This is a genomic window from Pseudarthrobacter sp. AG30 (assembly GCF_003116525.1).
Taxonomy (GTDB): domain Bacteria; phylum Actinomycetota; class Actinomycetes; order Actinomycetales; family Micrococcaceae; genus Arthrobacter.
Genome location: NZ_QEHL01000020.1, coordinates 48,700 through 64,748 on the forward strand (window position 1 = coordinate 48,700; position 16,049 = coordinate 64,748).

The 16,049-nt window shown below is 66.7% G+C and carries 12 protein-coding genes; 3 read left to right on the forward strand and 9 right to left on the reverse strand.

Translation table 11 applies throughout. The annotated features are described in order from the left end of the window. Positions 1-38 precede the first annotated feature (38 nt). The 7 genes from DC347_RS17310 to DC347_RS17340 form a co-directional block, all read right to left on the reverse strand. Entirely contained in the window at positions 39-2,120 is a 2,082-nt protein-coding gene (locus DC347_RS17310; protein WP_109863820.1) for an ABC transporter ATP-binding protein, read from the reverse strand. After that, positions 2,117-3,850 carry an ABC transporter ATP-binding protein gene (locus tag DC347_RS17315; RefSeq protein ID WP_109863821.1) on the reverse strand — a complete coding sequence of 578 codons (1,734 nt, stop codon included), beginning with the start codon at positions 3,848-3,850 and terminating at the stop codon, positions 2,117-2,119. The genes DC347_RS17310 and DC347_RS17315 overlap by 4 nt, the downstream gene beginning before the upstream one ends. Before the next feature lie 189 nt (positions 3,851-4,039). Further along, entirely contained in the window at positions 4,040-6,247 is a 2,208-nt protein-coding gene (locus DC347_RS17320) for an MDR family MFS transporter (RefSeq protein WP_109863822.1), read from the reverse strand. Beyond that, positions 6,247-6,729, reverse strand: a complete 483-nt coding sequence (locus tag DC347_RS17325) for a MarR family winged helix-turn-helix transcriptional regulator (RefSeq protein ID WP_018762209.1) — start codon at positions 6,727-6,729, stop codon at positions 6,247-6,249. The genes DC347_RS17320 and DC347_RS17325 overlap by 1 nt, the downstream gene beginning before the upstream one ends. A gap of 156 nt (positions 6,730-6,885) precedes the next feature. Then, the gene (locus DC347_RS17330) at positions 6,886-8,589 is read right to left on the reverse strand and encodes a thiamine pyrophosphate-binding protein (RefSeq protein ID WP_109863823.1); all 1,704 of its coding nucleotides are present in this window, start codon (positions 8,587-8,589) and stop codon (positions 6,886-6,888) included. A gap of 4 nt (positions 8,590-8,593) precedes the next feature. After that, positions 8,594-9,658: an agmatinase gene (gene speB / locus DC347_RS17335; RefSeq protein ID WP_109863824.1), complete on the reverse strand. Its 1,065-nt coding sequence runs from the start codon at positions 9,656-9,658 to the stop codon at positions 8,594-8,596. 113 nt (positions 9,659-9,771) lie between these two features. Beyond that, positions 9,772-10,347 carry a cupin domain-containing protein gene (locus tag DC347_RS17340; RefSeq protein ID WP_109863825.1) on the reverse strand — a complete coding sequence of 192 codons (576 nt, stop codon included), beginning with the start codon at positions 10,345-10,347 and terminating at the stop codon, positions 9,772-9,774. A 275-nt stretch (positions 10,348-10,622) separates the two neighbouring features. Between DC347_RS17340 and DC347_RS17345 the strand changes: the two genes are divergently transcribed. After that, complete coding sequence (locus DC347_RS17345; RefSeq protein WP_018762205.1) at positions 10,623-12,143, forward strand: sodium:solute symporter; 1,521 nt, start codon at positions 10,623-10,625, stop codon at positions 12,141-12,143. A 77-nt stretch (positions 12,144-12,220) separates the two neighbouring features. Here DC347_RS17345 and DC347_RS17350 read toward each other — a convergent pair whose 3' ends face one another. After that, on the reverse strand, positions 12,221-12,448 hold the full coding sequence (locus DC347_RS17350) for a hypothetical protein (RefSeq protein ID WP_018762204.1): 228 nt from the start codon (positions 12,446-12,448) through the stop codon (positions 12,221-12,223). A gap of 265 nt (positions 12,449-12,713) precedes the next feature. On the opposite strand from DC347_RS17350, the gene DC347_RS17355 reads away from it, so the two are divergent. Further along, positions 12,714-13,856, forward strand: a complete 1,143-nt coding sequence (locus DC347_RS17355; RefSeq protein ID WP_109863826.1) for a VIT1/CCC1 transporter family protein — start codon at positions 12,714-12,716, stop codon at positions 13,854-13,856. Between the two features lie 41 nt (positions 13,857-13,897). Here DC347_RS17355 and DC347_RS17360 read toward each other — a convergent pair whose 3' ends face one another. Continuing rightward, the gene (locus DC347_RS17360; RefSeq protein WP_109863827.1) at positions 13,898-15,034 is read right to left on the reverse strand and encodes an LOG family protein; all 1,137 of its coding nucleotides are present in this window, start codon (positions 15,032-15,034) and stop codon (positions 13,898-13,900) included. A 257-nt stretch (positions 15,035-15,291) separates the two neighbouring features. Here DC347_RS17360 and DC347_RS17365 point away from each other — a divergent pair, with 257 nt between their 5' ends. After that, on the forward strand, positions 15,292-16,032 hold the full coding sequence (locus tag DC347_RS17365) for a GntR family transcriptional regulator (RefSeq protein WP_018762201.1): 741 nt from the start codon (positions 15,292-15,294) through the stop codon (positions 16,030-16,032). The last annotated feature ends 17 nt before the right edge of the window (positions 16,033-16,049 follow it).

Genomic DNA, 16,049 nt, shown 5'->3' on the forward strand with positions numbered 1-16,049 from the left:
GGGCACCAGGACTTCGATCCGGCCGCCCCCGTGCGCGCTCAGCTGTGCACCGCCGTCGAATCATCCACCGGCATCTCGCCCGCATCCGCACCGGCAAACTGGGACATGTACAGGCGGTGGTAGGCGCGCCCGGCCGCGAGCAGCACCTGGTGGTTGCCTTGTTCGACGATTCGTCCGTTCTCCATGACCAGGATGGTGTCCGCGTCACGGATGGTGGAGAGGCGGTGCGCGATCACGAAACTGGTTCGATCGCTGCGCAGTGCCGCCATGGCCTTCTGCACCAGCAGTTCCGTGCGGGTGTCCACGGAGCTGGTGGCTTCATCCAGGATCAGCAGCGAGGGGTTGGCCACGAAGGCGCGGGCGATGGTGATCAGCTGCTTCTCGCCGGCGCTGACGTTGTTTCCTTCTTCATCAATCACGGTGTCGTAGCCCTCGGGGAGCGCGCGGACGAAGCGGTCCACGAAGGTCGCCTTCGCCGCTGCCATGACCTGTTCCTCGGAGGCTTCGAGGTTGCCGTACCGGATGTTGTCGTAAATGGACCCGCCGAACAACCAGGCGTCCTGGAGCACCATGCCCACCTTGGAGCGCAGCTCCGCCCGGCTGAGGTGGGTCACGTCCACGCCGTCGAGCATGATGGAGCCGGAGTTGAGCTCGTAGAACCGCATGACCAGGTTCACCAAGGTGGTTTTGCCTGCCCCGGTGGGACCGACGATCGCGACGGTGTTTCCAGGCTCGGCCGTGAAGGACAGGTCCTCGATGAGCGGCTTGTCAGGGGTGTAGCTGAAGGTGACGTTCTTGAAGTCCACATGGCCGTCGGTCTTGGCGGGCAGGTGCTCGGTGGCGGTTTCCGCTTCCTCTTCGTCGGCGTCCAGGAATTCGAAGACGCGCTCGGAGGACGCCACGCCCGACTGCAGCATGTTGGCCATGCCGGCCATCTGCCCCAGCGGCTGGGTGAACTCGCGGGAGTACTGGATGAACGCCGTCGCATCGCCCAGGGACATGGCGCCGGAGGCCACCCGCAGGCCGCCCACCACGGCGATGCCCACGTAGCTGAGGTAGGACACGAACTGCATGACGGGGAAGATGATCCCGGAAACGAACTGCGCTCCGAAACTTGCCTTGTAGAGTGCTTCGTTGCGTTCCTCGAACCGCTCCAGCATGTCCGCATCCCGGCCGAACACGCGGACGAGGTCGTGCCCGGAGAACGACTCCTCGATTTGGCCGTTAAGGGTTCCGGTGTTCTTCCACTGGGCCGCAAAGAGCTTCTGGCTTCGAACCCCGATCATGCCCGCGGCCACGCCGGAGAGCGGGAGGGCGATCAGGGCGATCAGGGCGAGCTGCCAGGACACGATGAACATCATGATCACGATGCCCACCACGGTCAGCACGGAGTTGACCAACTGGGCAAAGGCCTGTTGGAGTGCCTGCTGGATGTTGTCGACGTCGTTGGTCACCCGGGACAGCACGTCGCCGCGCTGCCGGGTGTCGAAGTAGTTCAGCGGAAGGCGGTTGAGCTTGCTCTCGGTGTCGTCGCGCAGCCGCCGGATGACCTTCATGACAATGCGGTTAAGCACGTACCCCTGCAGCCACATAAAGATGTTTGCAACGAAGTACATCAGCAGGACCACGGCGATCAGCGTGGTGAGCTTGTCGAAGTTGATGCCGGTCCCGGGTACCAGTTCCATCCGCGACACCATGTCCGCGAAGTTGTCCTGGCCCTGCTGGCGAAGGCCGGCGACGAACTGCTCCTTGCTCGCCCCGGCGGGCAGCTGCTTGCCGACGACCCCGGCGAAGATGACGTCCATGGCCTGGCCGAGGATCTTGGGGGCAATGACATTGAGGACCACGGAAACCACCACCAGGCCCACCACGGCGTAGATGCCAACGGCTTCGGGCCTCAGCAGGCCCATGAGGCGTTTGGCCGATGGCCAGAAGTGTTCGGCCTTCTTGGCGGGCATGGCACCGAACATGCCGCCGTCCGCTTCGGTGGGCGTGAACTCCTCCTCGACGAAGTCCTCGTCGCCGGGCTGCCCGGGCGGGACCTCTCCGGCGCCTGCCGCCGGCTGGGCGGGCAGCGGGGTTTCTTCCATGGGGCTGGAGTCCTTCTTGCGGGCGCTCATGCCATTTCCTCCACGCTCAGCTGGGATTCGACGATTTCCTGGTATGTAGGCGACGTTTCCAGCAGTTCCTCATGGGTGCCGCGGTCCACGATCCTGCCGTTGTCCAGCACCAGGATCTGGTCGGCGTCGGTAATGGTGGAGATCCGCTGGGCCACGATGATGACGGTGGCGTCCGAGGTTGTGCCTTTGAGGGCGGCCCGGAGCCGGGCGTCCGTGGCCACGTCCAGGGCCGAGAAGGAGTCGTCGAAGAGGTAGACCCGGGGCTTCGTCACCAGCGCACGGGCAATGCAGAGGCGCTGCCGCTGGCCGCCGGATACGTTGGTTCCACCTTGTGCGATCCGTGATTCCAACCCGTTCTTCTTCTCCCGGACGAAGGACTCGCCCTGGGCTACCCGGAGCGCCTCCCACAATTCCTGGTCCGTGGCTTCGGTCTTGCCGAAGCGGAGGTTGTGCTCGATGGTCCCTGAAAACAGGTAGGGACGCTGCGGCACCAGGGCCACCCGTTTGGTGATCTCGGCACGGTCCATGCGGTCCACTGGAACGCCGTCCAGCAGTACCTGGCCCTCCACGGGGTCGTACAGCCTGGGGAGGAGGGACAGGAGTGACGTCTTGCCCGCACCCGTGGACCCGATGATGGCAATGGTCTGTCCGGGCCGGGCCGTGAAGCTGATGTTGCTGAGCACCGGTGACTCAGCTCCCGGGTAGGCGAAGGTGACGTTGCGGTACTCCACCACGCCGGCCAGCGAGGCCGGGGCCTGCGGGTCCTGGGGATCGTGGATGGAGGGTTCCACGCCGAGCACCTCGCCGATGCGGTCGGCGCAGACGGAGGCGCGCGGGATCATCATTGCCATGAAGGTGCCCATCATGACGGCCATCAGGATCTGGAGCAGGTACTGCAGGAACGCCGTCAGCGATCCCACCTGCATGGCCCCGGCGTCCACCCGCTGGCCGCCGAACCAGAGCACCGCGGCGGTGGACAGGTGCAGGATCATGCTGATGGCCGGGAACATCAGGACAAACAGTGCCCCAATCCGGAGCGAGACGTCCGTAAGTTCCTTGTTGGCGCCGCCGAAACGTTCGGTTTCGAACGGTTCACGCACGAAGGCCCGGACCACCCGGATGCCAATGATCTGCTCCCGCAGCACGGCGTTGATCCGGTCGATCTTGCGCTGCATGGTGCGGAACAGCGGCATGAGCCGGACCACCAGGTACCCCACCACGACTGCCAGCAGCGGAACCGATACCCAGACGAGCCACGACAGGTTGAGGTCCTCGCGCAGCGCCATGATGATGCCGCCGACGCACATGATGGGGGTGGCAACCATGAAGTTCAGCCCCATCAGCAGGAGCATCTGCACCTGCTGGACATCGTTGGTGCCTCGGGTGATCAAGGTGGGGGCTCCGAACCCGTTGACATCCTTGGCAGAGAAGCTCGTGACCTTCCGGAACACCGCGCGCCGCAAGTCCCGGCCCACCGCCATGGCCGTGCGGGAGCCGAAATACACGCCGGCAATGGCCGCACCCACCTGGGCGAAGGCCACCAGGAGCATCATGGCACCGGTACGCCAAATGAAATCGGTGTCTCCGCGCGCCACCCCTTCATCAATGATCTGCGCGTTCAGGCTGGGAAGGTAAAGCGCGGCGATGGTGGATGCAAGCTGGAAAACGACGACAGCAAGGATGTACGGCGCGTACGGTTTGGAGTAGCGCCGAATGAGGGTCAGGAGCATGGTTTCACTCTAGCGATCCCCACTGACATTGACGCCGGGCATCAATGCTTTTTCTGCCCCAAAGTGGTCCGTGACCAGATGGAAATGCGCAGCCCGCGCCCGGAGGGTGCTCCGGGCGCGGGCTGCGGCATTGGGTCCGCGGCACTAGGTCGGCGGGAAGGGGGCCGTGGCTGGTCCGCCGGCGGCGGGCTAGCTTCCCTGCACGGACTCCGGCCGGTCGGCGCCAGACTGCGAGGGGGCGGCGGCACTGTGCTTGCCGTGGCCTGCCAGGTACAGCGCGGCCGCAGCCTGCAGCTTGCGCTCCTTCAGGAGCTTGCGCTGGACCCTGCTGAGCTCAGCGGCCGTGGCCGCCTGCTTGGCTGCAACCTCCCGCTGCGAACGCAGCTGCTCCTGGACATCCAGGACCAGGCCGCCCAGTTCCACCTGCTGGCGGGCCAGGAGCTGTTGGGTGTCCTGCAGTTTCCGGAGCGTGTCAGCGGCGCTGGCCACGGCGTCCGCGGCCTTGTCGACGCTGTCGGCGGACCGCAGGTCCAGCCCGTCGGAGCGGAAACTCCTGGCGAAGACTTCCTCGAAGTCCTCCGTGGCAACCCTTCCGGACGCTGCCGCCGCGGCGGCAGCACCGCCGTCGTACGTCTTGGCAGGGGCAACTGCGGCACCGGCATGCGTCGAAGTCCGTGCCGCGGTTCCCAGTCCGCCGGGGACGGGCCCGTTCCCGGCGGCAGCAACCACCGGCAGCTGGCCGGTCATGGCGGTCATTCCCGCTTCACCGGCGGCATTGGCCTGCAAGGTCGCCTCCGGGGTCATGTCCACGGTCCTTCGCAGCGGCTTTTCCTTGATGAAGATGACGGCGATGAGGGCCACCACGCTGACAATGGCAGTGATCATGAAGATGCCTGCCGTGGCGTCGCCGTAGGCCGCGCGCATGATGTCCGCAATCGGCGCGGGCAGGTCCTTGAGGTCCAGCGTGGCACCGCTGCTGCCGCCGGCTTGGATGCCGATTTTCGCGAGCCCGTCGGTGGCCAGGTCCTTGACGTGGTTGGCCATGACGGCGCCCAGGACGGACACGCCGATGGCGCCGCCCACCGAGCGGAAGAACGCGACGGAGGCACTGGCGGAACCGATGTCCTTGGCCTGGACGGTGTTCTGCACGGCGAGGACGAGGTTCTGCATCAGCATGCCCAGTCCGAGGCCGAAGATGCCGGTGTACAGGCCGGTCAGCCAGAGTTCGGTGGTGTGGTCCATGGTCCCGGCCAGGGCCAGGCCGCCGATCAACATGATGGTGCCGCCGATCAGGAAGCGCTTCCACTTGCCGTAGCGGCTGATCAGCTGGCCGGACACGACGGAACCGACCAGGTTGCCGGCGATCATGGGCAGGGTCAGCAGGCCGGCCTCGGTGGGCGTGGCGCCGCGGGCCACCTGGTAGTACTGGCCCAGGAAGGTGGAGGAACCGAACATGGCCACGCCAACGGCCACGGACGCAACGATGGCCAGGGCGGTGGTGCGCTCGGAGATGATCTTGAGCGGGATGATCGGCTGGGACACCTTGGATTCCACCAGGACCAGCAGTGCCAGCAGGAGGACACCGCCGCCCACCATTACCGCGGTCTGCCAGGACCACCAGTCGTAGTAGTCGGGGTTGCCGGCGAAGGAAACCCAGACCAGGAGCAGGCTGACGCCGGACGTGAGCAGGATGGCGCCGAGCCAGTCGATCTTGGCGGGGCGCTTAATATGCGGAACCTTGAGCGTGATCTGGAGCAAAATCAGGGCGACGACGGCGAGCGGCACGCAGACAAAGAAGGTCCAGCGCCAGCCCAGCGGGCTGTCCACGATGAAGCCGCCGAGCAGCGGGCCACCGGCCGTGCCGACAGCCATGACGGCGCCCATGTAGCCGGAGTACTTGCCGCGCTCGCGCGGCGGGATGATGGAGCCGATGATGGCCTGCGCCAGGGCGGTCAGCCCGCCCATGGCGATGCCTTGGATCACGCGGGCGGTGAGCAGGAACGGAATGTTTTCGGAGAAACCTGCCATGACCGAGCCGGCAACGAAGATCACGATGCTCAGCTGGACCAGGACCTTTTTGTCGAAGAGGTCGGCGAGCTTGCCCCAGATGGGGGTGGTGGCAGCGTTGGCCAGCAGGGCGGCCGTGATGACCCAAGCGAAGTCGGTCTGGGTGCCCTTGAGCTCGGACATGATGGTGGGCAGCGCGTTCGCCACGATGGTGCTGCTGAGGATGGCGGTGAAGAAGGCGGCAAGGAGGCCGGTCAGGGCTTCCATGATCTGCCGGTGGTTCATGGGTGCGCCGGGTTCGTGGCGCTTGGATTGCCGCGATTCCTGTTTAGCGGAGCGCTGGCGCTGGCGCTCCTGCTCCTGGTCCGCGGCGGCGGTGACGTTGGCCATTAGTTGACTCCTGCGTGTTCGTTGGTGGTTCCGGCCGCCCTTGCCCGGATGGAATTCTTCAGGGATGCGGTGAGCTTGTTCAGCATCGCGGCGGTTGCAACGGCGTCGTCCTCGTTCCAGTCGGCGAGGTAGCCCTGCAGGGTTTCTGCCCGGTGGCGCACCAGCTCTGCGAGCTTTTCCTTTCCCTTGGGGGAGAGGGCCAGCAGCTGGGCCCGCCCGTCGTCGGGGTCCGGAGTGCGAAGCACCAGGCCGGCGTCCGCCAGTTCCGCGACGTGCCGGCTGAGGACCGGAGCGCTGACCCCCAGCCGTTCGGCGAGGTGCGCGGCACGGGTTTCCCCTTCGCCAATGAACTTGAGCACGCCTTGGAGTGCGATGCCCGTATCTTGACCTTTGACGTTGACCATGGTGACGCAGCGCAGCGCGCGCTGGAGGTCATAGATATGGCTGACGAGGTCGGCTGCGGTGGCCGGTGCGACAGACATGATCCTCCCTAAAGAATTAGTTGCTGCAAGCAACTGTACCAGCAAAAGGTTGCTTAGGGAAACGAAGTTATTGTCGTGGATGTCGCTTAAATGCATACGCTCCCCCACGCAGCCGTTGCCGGCGCGTAAGGGAGCGTATGCGCAGAAGCCTTGGGTTCAGCGGTCCAGATGGGTGGGCGCGAACATCTTCAGGAGCGTTTCAACCACGACGACGTTGGGGCCGTCTGCGGCGAACGCTGCCTTGAGTGCGTTCCCCACATCCTCCGGGGCCACCCGGGTTGCCGGCACGCCGAAGGACTCCGCCAGCTTCACGAAGTCGGGGCGGGCCAGTTCGGTGGCCGTGGCCTTGCCGAAGGCACCCACCATGTACTCGCGCAGGATGCCGTAGCCGCCGTCGTCCACGATCAGCCAGGTGACCGGCACGTTGTGCTGCTTGGCAGTGGCCAGCTCGGCAATGGAATACATCGCCGAACCGTCCCCGGACACTGCCAGCACCCGGGCGGCGTTGGCGCCCTTGCCGGTGGTTTCCAGTCCCACCGCACCGCCGATCGCCGCCGGGAAGCCGAAACCGAGCCCGCCGGCGCCCTGGGCCGAGTGGAACTGGCCCTGGCGGGCGTCCCAACAGGACCAGCCCCAATAGGCGCTGATGGTCATGTCCCAGAACGTCTGCATGTCCGCCGGCACTGCCTCACGGATGTCCGCCATGAACTTCAGTTCCTTGCCGAGGTCCTGGGACTCGAGCCGGGCCTTGACCTTGGCGAGCGTGTCCCTGACCAAGTCCTCGGGCGAGGTGCCGTGCCAGTCCGCCTGTTCCCCGTGCGGCTCCGTCAGGGCGCCGTCGAGCGCCGCCAGCGCCTGGCCGGCGTCGGCACGGATGCCCAGGCCCGGCCGGTTCGACTCCAGGACCCGGGGTTCGGCGTCGATCTGGATGATCCGGCCGCGCGGCTCGAACGTGAAGTAGTTGGACGTGACCTCGCCGAGTGAGGAGCCGATGACCACCAGCACGTCGGCGTCCTCGAGCAGCTCCGTCATGAACTGGTCCTCGATCCAGGACTGGAGTGAGAGTTCATGGTTCCAGGGGAACGCGCCGTTGCCGCCGGGCGTGCAGATCACCGGGGCGCGGAGCTTCTCGGCTAGGGACAGCAGGGACTTTTCCGCGCGGCCGCGCCGGGTGCCGCCGCCGGCAATGATCGCCGGGCGCTTCGCCTCCGAAAGCCAGGACACAGCCTCGCGGACCAGTTCAACGCGCGGCGGGTTGTCCGCGGCCTCGGCGAGCGCATCCTCCACCGGCGGCACCATGATGGGATCCAGCAGGACGTTCTGCGGGATTTCGAGCCACACCGGGCCCTGCGGCGAGGAGATCGCCTCGGTCCAGGCGTCCTGGATGGCCGAGGGGATGCCGGACGCGTGCTGAATCAGCCGCTGGCTCTTGGTGACGTTGGCGGCCGAGGCCTTCTGGTCATCGAGCTGGTGCAGCATGCCCTTCCGGCGGGCACCGAGGCCTTCGAGCGGAATTTGGCTTGCCACCACCACCATCGGCACGCCGGTGGCATAGGCCTCCTGCAGCCCGGCCAGGGACGTCAGCGCGCCGGGGCCGGTGGAGAGGAAGAGAACGCCGACCTCTCCCGTGGCTCGGGAGTAGCCGTCGGCGGCGAAGGCAGAGTTGTTCTCCACCCGCGAGGAGACGAACTGCAGGTTGCCGCGGCCCATCGCATCAAAGAGTCCCAAGGCGTGCTGGCCCGGAATGCCGAACACCGTCTTGGCGCCCAGGGCTTCAAGCGTTTCGACGACGAGATCCCCGCCATTGCGCGCGCCTCCCCCGGGGGCGCCGGCAGGAGTGGGGTGTACAGGTTCGGTCATGGATCTACTCCTTGGCGGCGGCAGCGAAACCGGCGGGCCGGTGGGCCTCCCGGCCCAGCGCCTGGGCCTCGTAGCCGTTTGCCGCACCGAAGCGGTCCCCGGGAACGGCGTTGTCCGCCATCAGGGTCACCAGCTCGTACGCGACGTGGCTGGCCGCGACGCCGGTGATCTCGGCGTGGTCGTAGGCCGGGGACACTTCGACGACGTCGGCGCCCACCAGGTTCATGCCGCGGAAGCCGCGGATGATTTCCAGAAGTTCGCGGCTGGTGATGCCGCCGGCTTCCGGCGTGCCGGTTCCAGGCGCATGCGCGGGGTCCAGGACGTCAATGTCCACGGAGATGTAGAGCGGGCGGCTGCCGATCCGGTCGCGGACCTTGGCCACCGTCTCCAGGACGCCCTGGTAGTAGACGTCGGCGGAGGTGACGATGCCGAACCCGAAGCGGTGGTCGTCGTCGAGGTCCTTCTTGCCGTAAAGCGGGCCGCGGGTGCCGATGTGGCTGATCGCCTCGGTATCCAGGATGCCCTCCTCAACGGCGCGGCGGAACGGGGTGCCGTGGGTGTATTCGGCGCCGAAGTAGGTGTCCCAGGTGTCCAGGTGGGCGTCGAAGTGCAGCATGGCGATGGGGCCGCCGGCACGCTCGGCAGCCGCCCGAAGCAATGGCAACGCGATGGTGTGGTCCCCGCCCAGGGTCAGCAGCTTGCTGCCGGCCGCGGTCAGGTCCAGTGCGTTCTGCTGGATGGTCTCGATGGCCTCGTTGATGTTGAACGGGTTGACCGCCATATCCCCGGCGTCGGCCACCTGGATGTTCTCGAACGGGCTGACGTCCCAGGCCGGGTTGTAGGGGCGCAGCAACCTGCTGGCCTCGCGGACGTGGTTGGCGCCGAAGCGGGCGCCGGGCCGGTAGGAAACTCCGGAATCGAAGGGGACACCCACCACCGTGACGTCAGCCTTGGCCACCTGGTCCAGGCGGGGCAGCCGGGCATAGGTGGCGGCACCTGCGTAGCGCGGAATCCGGGATGAATCGATGGGGCCAAGGTTGCCGTTGGCTTCGATGCGCAGTTCTTCCAATGGAGGCCTCTCCTTCGAGGAGTTGAGGGGATTGTGTGACTGCCATCATACACTCCTGTTTCCTTTGGAGCATCAGGTGTTTACCAAACCGACCCCGGGACCCTGAGGAGCAGTCAGCGGCTGGCGGCGGGCACCAGGACCCAGAGCACCTCGACCGGCTTATCCGAGGGATTGATCCACGTGTGCGGCTCCCGCCCCGGGAACGTCACCGTATCGCCGGTACTGAGGTCGTATTCCTCGTTGGTGAGGATCAGCTTGATGGACCCCTTGATCACATGCAGCACGTCCACGTCGCAGTCCACGGCGTAGAGTTCGGACTCGCCGCGGCCGTGCGGCTCAATGACGGCCTGGATGATCTGGACCCGGCGTTCCGAACGGGCGGTCAGCAGCCGCTCTACGATGCCCTGGCCGCCGAGCGAGATGCGCGGGCCGTCATTGCGCTTGGTGAGGTGGGTTTCCGGCGCAGCGAAGAGGTCGCCCATCGAAATCGAAAGCACCTGGCAAAGTGTCACCAGTGAAGCCACGGACGGTGAGGTCAGGTCGCGCTCCACCCGGCTGAGGAACCCCTTGGTCAGCCCGGTGGCGTCCGCAACTTGCTCGATGGTGAGCCGCTGGGACTGCCGGGCGGCCCGGATCCTGGAACCGATGGCGACCGGGACGTTGCTGGGCTCAACTGGCAGTGCCTTCATCTACGAACCTTTCATGGCCGGCAGCCCGGCTCCACTCTCGAGCCATCCTAATCCGCGGCGCTTTTGTGACGCGCGCATGCCACACCCGGGCCGCGCGGCGCGATTGTTCTTGACTGTTGCGGCCGTCACATCCTAGGCTTTGAAAACTCCTGTTGCCTATAAGGCAATACTGGAATCCCCAATACTGGAATCCCCTCCGTTCGTCCGCGGCGGTTCCGCGGGCCCTCGCCCCCGGTCCCATACCCGGCGCCCAACAGCTCCAAGGAGCCCTTCACATGGATGCAAGTGCCATCAACATCGCCATCGTGGTGGTGTATCTGCTCGCAATGCTGGCCTTCGGCTGGTGGGGCAAGTCCCGCACCAAGAACAACAGTGACTTCCTGGTTGCCGGCCGCCGGCTGGGCCCCTTCCTGTACACCGGCACCATGGCCGCGGTGGTCCTGGGCGGTGCGTCAACCGTGGGCGGCGTGGGACTTGGCTACAAGTTCGGCATCTCCGGGATGTGGCTCGTGGTGGCCATTGGCGCCGGGGTCCTGCTGCTGAGCCTGCTCTTCGCCGGCACCATCCAAAAGCTGAAAATCTACACCGTGTCCCAGATGCTCACCCTCCGGTACGGGAGCCGGGCAACGGAGGCCTCGGGCATCGTCATGCTCGCCTACACCCTGATGCTCTGCGCCACCTCCACCGGTGCGTACGCCACCATCTTCGTGGTCCTGTTCGGGCTTGACCGGGCCCTCGCCATCGCGATCGGCGGAGCCATTGTGCTGGTGTACTCCACCATTGGCGGCATGTGGTCCATCACCCTGGCGGACCAGGTCCAGTTCGTGATCAAGACCGTGGGCATCTTCTTCCTGATGCTCCCCTTCACCCTTAACGCCGCCGGCGGCCTTGACGGCATCCGCAGCCGCGTTGATGCCAGCTTCTTCCAGATTGACGGGATCGGCGTCCAGACGATCATCACCTACTTCGTCGTCTACACGCTGGGCCTGCTGATCGGCCAGGACATCTGGCAGCGGGTCTTCACCGCCAAGACGCCCAAGGTGGCCCGCTGGGGCGGAGCCACGGCCGGCGTCTACTGCATCCTGTACGGTGTGGCCGGTGCGCTGATCGGCATGGCCGCCAACGTGGCGTTGTCCAACGTCAAGATCGCGGCCAAGGACGACGTCTACGCCGAAGTGGCGCAAAACCTCCTGCCCGTCGGCATCGGCGGCCTGGTCCTGGCCGCCGCCGTAGCTGCCATGATGTCCACCGCGTCCGGCGCACTGATCGCCGCCGCCACCGTGGCAAGGGCGGATGTCCTGCCGTTCGTCGCCGGCTGGTTCGGCAAGGAGGTTTCCACCGGCGATTCCGAGAACCCGGAGCACGACGTCAAGGCCAACCGGGTGTGGGTCCTCGCGCTGGGCATTGTGGCCATTGTCATCGCCATCATCACCAAGGACGTAGTTGCGGCCCTGACCATTGCCTACGACATCCTGGTGGGCGGCCTCCTGGTAGCCATCCTGGGCGGCCTCGTCTGGAAGCGCGGCACCGGACTGGCAGCAGCGGCATCCATGGCAGTCGGCTCCGTGGTGACCCTGGGCACCATGATCATCCTGGAGGTCAATGCCAAGGCGCCACTGGACGGCATCTACGCGAACGAGCCCATCTACTACGGCCTGATCGCCTCCGCCATTGTCTACGTCGCCGCCTCGCTGCTCACCCGCCCCACCGACCCCCTGGTCATGCAGGCCTGGCAGCGCCGCGTGGCCGGGCAGGAGCCGGAGGAAGCTTCCGAGGAAATCCTCGCCGGCCACTGACCGGACACAGGCTTCAACGCACGACGACGGCGCCTCCTTTCGCTTCAAAGCGGAAGGAGGCGCCGTCGTCGTTGGTCCTACTCCCCTTCGCCGCGGAGCTCGTCATCATCCAGCGGGACCTCGCGGTCCTCGGCGTCGATGACGACCGGAGGGGCCTTGACCACGGGCTCTTCCTGGTCCAGGAATTCATCCTCCGCGTCCCAGCCGGCATCGTCCACCGGGGCATCCTCGGCGTAATCGTAGGCGGGGTCCGCTTCTACGGCGTCCAGGTGCGGCATGTCGGGGTGCTGTCCGGTGGTGCCCATGATCCAACCTCCGTGTTTCGCCTGGCGTGCTCTTTCGGGACGGGCGACGGCCGCGCCACCCCTTCATCACAGCACCGGCCGGGCTGGGGGTCAAGGGCCGCGGCGGCACCATCAAAGGCCGCGGAATCGAGGAAATACGGGGTGTTTTTTACGGTAAACCGAAACTCCCCAGCGAGGTTTGCCAGCCAAAAAACCGCGGAAAATCGCAGTACGCTGGCAGGGCAAAGGCGCCGCAACCATGCCCTTTCCAAACCCAGGAGTACCAGTGTCGCAGCACGCCCAGTCCGAATCCCATGCCGTCCCGGAGGTCGCCACGACCCCCCGGAGCCAGCCCTCGCCGTCGAACATCAAACGGTGGCGCCAGTACCTCGCCGACGAGCGCGCCGAAGCCGCCGTCTACCGCGACCTGGCGCAGAACCGCGAAGGGGAAGAGCGGTCCATCCTGCTGGCCCTGGCTGAAGCCGAAGGCCGGCACGAGGCGCACTGGCTGGCCCTGCTGGGCGAGCACGCGGGCAAGCCGAAACGGGCATCCGCCCGAAGCCGGTTCCTGGGGTTCCTGGCCCGGCACTTCGGCTCCGTCTTCGTGCTGGCCCTGGCCCAGCGGGCGGAGGGCCGCTCCCCCTACGCCAAGGACCCTAATGCCACCGAGGCCATGGCGGCCGACGAACAGATCCATGAGGAGGTGGTCCGGGGACTGGCAACCCGCGGCCGCAACCGGTTGGCCGGTACGTTCCGCGCCGCCGTCTTCGGTGCCAACGACGGCCTGGTCAGCAACCTCTCCCTGGTGATGGGCATGGCGGCGTCCGGAGTGGCCAGCAGCGTGGTGCTGCTCAGCGGCATCGCCGGGCTCCTGGCCGGCGCCATGTCCATGGGGGCCGGCGAGTTCATTTCCGTCCGTTCCCAGCGGGAACTGCTGGCAGCCACGCGCCCCACCCAGGTCACCCTGGCGGCTGCGCCCAAGCTTGACCTCGAACACAACGAACTCCTGCTGGTGTACCTGGCCCGTGGGATGTCCCGGGAGGCAGCCGAACACCGGGTGGCCGAGCGCACGGGCCTGCTGTCCTGCGACTGCGACCCGAGCCTTTCGCTGCAGCCGGAGCTGCCGGAGGAAGAGGACCAGCATGAGGCAGTAGGCACCGCATGGGGTGCCGCGCTCTCCAGCTTCTGCTTCTTCGCATCCGGCGCCATCATCCCCATCCTGCCGTTCCTGTTCGGCCTCACCGGCGTTGCCGCCCTCGTGGTGGCGGGGTCCCTGGTGGGCATCTCCCTCCTGGCCACAGGCGCCGCTGTTGGCCTGCTGTCCGGCACGTCCCCGCTGACCCGCGGCCTGCGCCAGCTGGCCATCGGCTTGGGCGCCGCCGTCATCACCTACCTGCTGGGACTGCTGTTCGGCACGGCGGTGGGCTAGCCGCCACCTGCCCACACTCCGTGGAGGTCTTCGGGCGCCCCTCATCGGCGCCGGAGGACCTCCACTGCTTCGTCCACTGTGTCCACCAGGAAGATGTAGTCGGCCATGGTGCGCCCGGCGGCCAGGCTGGCCAGCATGGGCCAGGCCGGGTATTCCTGTTCCCAGTGCCGGCGCCCCACCAGCACCATGGGAGCCACCTTTTCCCGGGCACCGTAGTAGTTTTCGCAGGCGTCCTGGAAGATCTCCTGGACCGTGCCCGCGGCTCCGGGGAGGAACACGATGCCGCCGTGGCACAGTTGCAGGAGGATGGCTTCGCGGATGGCGTTGGCGAAGTATTTTGCGATGTGCGTGGCGAAGTAGTTGGGCGGCTCATGCCCGTAGAACCAAGTGGGGATCCCCAGGGACGGAGTCCCGCCCGGGTGGCGGTCGACGACGGCGGCGGCCGCGCGTGCCCAGGCCGAGACCGAGGGCCGGAACCCGGGGACGGCGGCGAGCGCCGTGAGCTCCCGCTGCAGGTCGTCGTCGGACGCCCCGCTCAGGTACGCACCCAGGTTCGCCGCCTCCATGGCGCCGGGTCCGCCGCCGGTGGCCACCACATGTCCGTCGCGGGCAAGCAGCCTGCCCAGCCGCGCCGCCTGGGCGAACCCCGAACTGCCGCGGGGGGCCGCATGGCCGCCCATCACGCCGACGATGGACCGGCGGTTCCAGGGCGCGGAGCGGGTGAGTTCGTCGAGCGCATCGCCGATGGCGTGGTCGTGCAAGGCAGAGGCCAGGGTCGCGTCCACGCGATGGCGCTGGCCGGACTGGATGCTCCAGTGGTAGATGCGGGCATCGGGAAGTTCCTCGTAGGGAGAGGAAGCCAGCCCGTCGTAGAGCTCGGCCGGGGAATACAGGGTCGCGCGGTAGGGGTCGAACGGGACGCCTTCGAGCCGGGGAAAGATCAGCGCGCCACGGCTGCGGAGGTTGGCCTCCATGCCGTCGTCGAAGAGGCAGCCAAGGAACATGGCCCCCTCAACATCCACCCTCTTTAGGTCCGCGGCCCGCCCCCGGAGGTCCAGCGACTGGGCGTGCCAGCCATGCAGGTTGACGGCGCCGCCGGCAACCAACCGGTCGAAGCTGGCCAGGTCCTGGACTTCGAGGTTGCGGGGACGGGGGCCAAGGCTGCCGGCGAAGTTCACGGTTGCTGCCCTCCGGTCCTGGTCATGGAGCCAGCCTAGGGCACCGCAGATGCACGGCGGGGCTCTGCCGCATGCCGCGATGGGCGCCGGGCCTGTCCCGTCCGGCCACCAGCCGCGACTTCCCTTGACGCCCGGAACCCGCCTGCTACGATCGAGCAGGATAGTATGTCCTATCAAGAGAACATATAGGCGCTCGGTACGTCGGCACGCCGCCCGGACCGACTGCCGCGCAGACACCAAAGACGAGGGACCGCACCGTGGCGAACAACCTGGGACTGAACATCGACCGTTCCTCCCCCGTACCCCTGTACCACCAAGTGGTCCAAGGGATCGAAGCCGCAATCTACAGCGGGGTGCTCGAACCCGGCAGCCGGCTGGACAACGAAATCGACCTGGCCGCCCAGCTCAACCTCTCCCGGCCAACCATGCGTAAGGCGATGGACGAACTGGTGCGTTCAGGCCTCCTGGTGCGCAAGCGCGGTGTGGGAACCCAGGTGGTGTCCAGTCAGGTGCGCCGCCCGCTGGAGCTCTCGAGCCTCTACGACGACCTCACCAACAACGGCAAAAAGCCCACCACCGAGGTCCTGAGTTTTTCCCATGTGGAGGCGGACGACGCCACCCTCACCACGCTCCAGCTTCCGGCCGGCTCCAAGGTCTACCATTTCACCCGGCTTCGGAAGGTGGCCGGCAAGCCGCTGGCCCTGATGGAGAACTGGGTGCGCGACGATATCGCCGACATGGACGAGGCCATGCTGGGGGCCGAGGGCCTGTACTCGATCCTGCGCCGTGGCGGCGTGAACTTCCGGCTGGCCAACCAGCGCATCGGCGCCGTGAATGCCAACGACTACCAGGCATCCATGCTGGACACAGCCGCCGGTTCCGCCCTGGTCACCATGGAACGCACGGCCGTGGATGACACCGGCCGCCGCGTCGAGACCGGGCACCACGTCTACCGGGCCGATTCATACAGCTTTGAAATGACCCTCGTACAGCGCTAGCGCAAAGGAACACCGCC

Coding starts and splice junctions, on each gene's coding strand:
- DC347_RS17310 (WP_109863820.1), bottom strand. CDS start 2,120: ATGAGCGCCCGCAAGAAGGACTCCAGCCCCATGGAAGAAACCCCGCTG.
- DC347_RS17315 (WP_109863821.1), bottom strand. CDS start 3,850: ATGCTCCTGACCCTCATTCGGCGCTACTCCAAACCGTACGCGCCGTAC.
- DC347_RS17320 (WP_109863822.1), bottom strand. CDS start 6,247: ATGGCCAACGTCACCGCCGCCGCGGACCAGGAGCAGGAGCGCCAGCGC.
- DC347_RS17325 (WP_018762209.1), bottom strand. CDS start 6,729: ATGTCTGTCGCACCGGCCACCGCAGCCGACCTCGTCAGCCATATCTAT.
- DC347_RS17330 (WP_109863823.1), bottom strand. CDS start 8,589: ATGACCGAACCTGTACACCCCACTCCTGCCGGCGCCCCCGGGGGAGGC.
- DC347_RS17340 (WP_109863825.1), bottom strand. CDS start 10,347: ATGAAGGCACTGCCAGTTGAGCCCAGCAACGTCCCGGTCGCCATCGGT.
- DC347_RS17345 (WP_018762205.1), top strand. CDS start 10,623: ATGGATGCAAGTGCCATCAACATCGCCATCGTGGTGGTGTATCTGCTC.
- DC347_RS17350 (WP_018762204.1), bottom strand. CDS start 12,448: ATGGGCACCACCGGACAGCACCCCGACATGCCGCACCTGGACGCCGTA.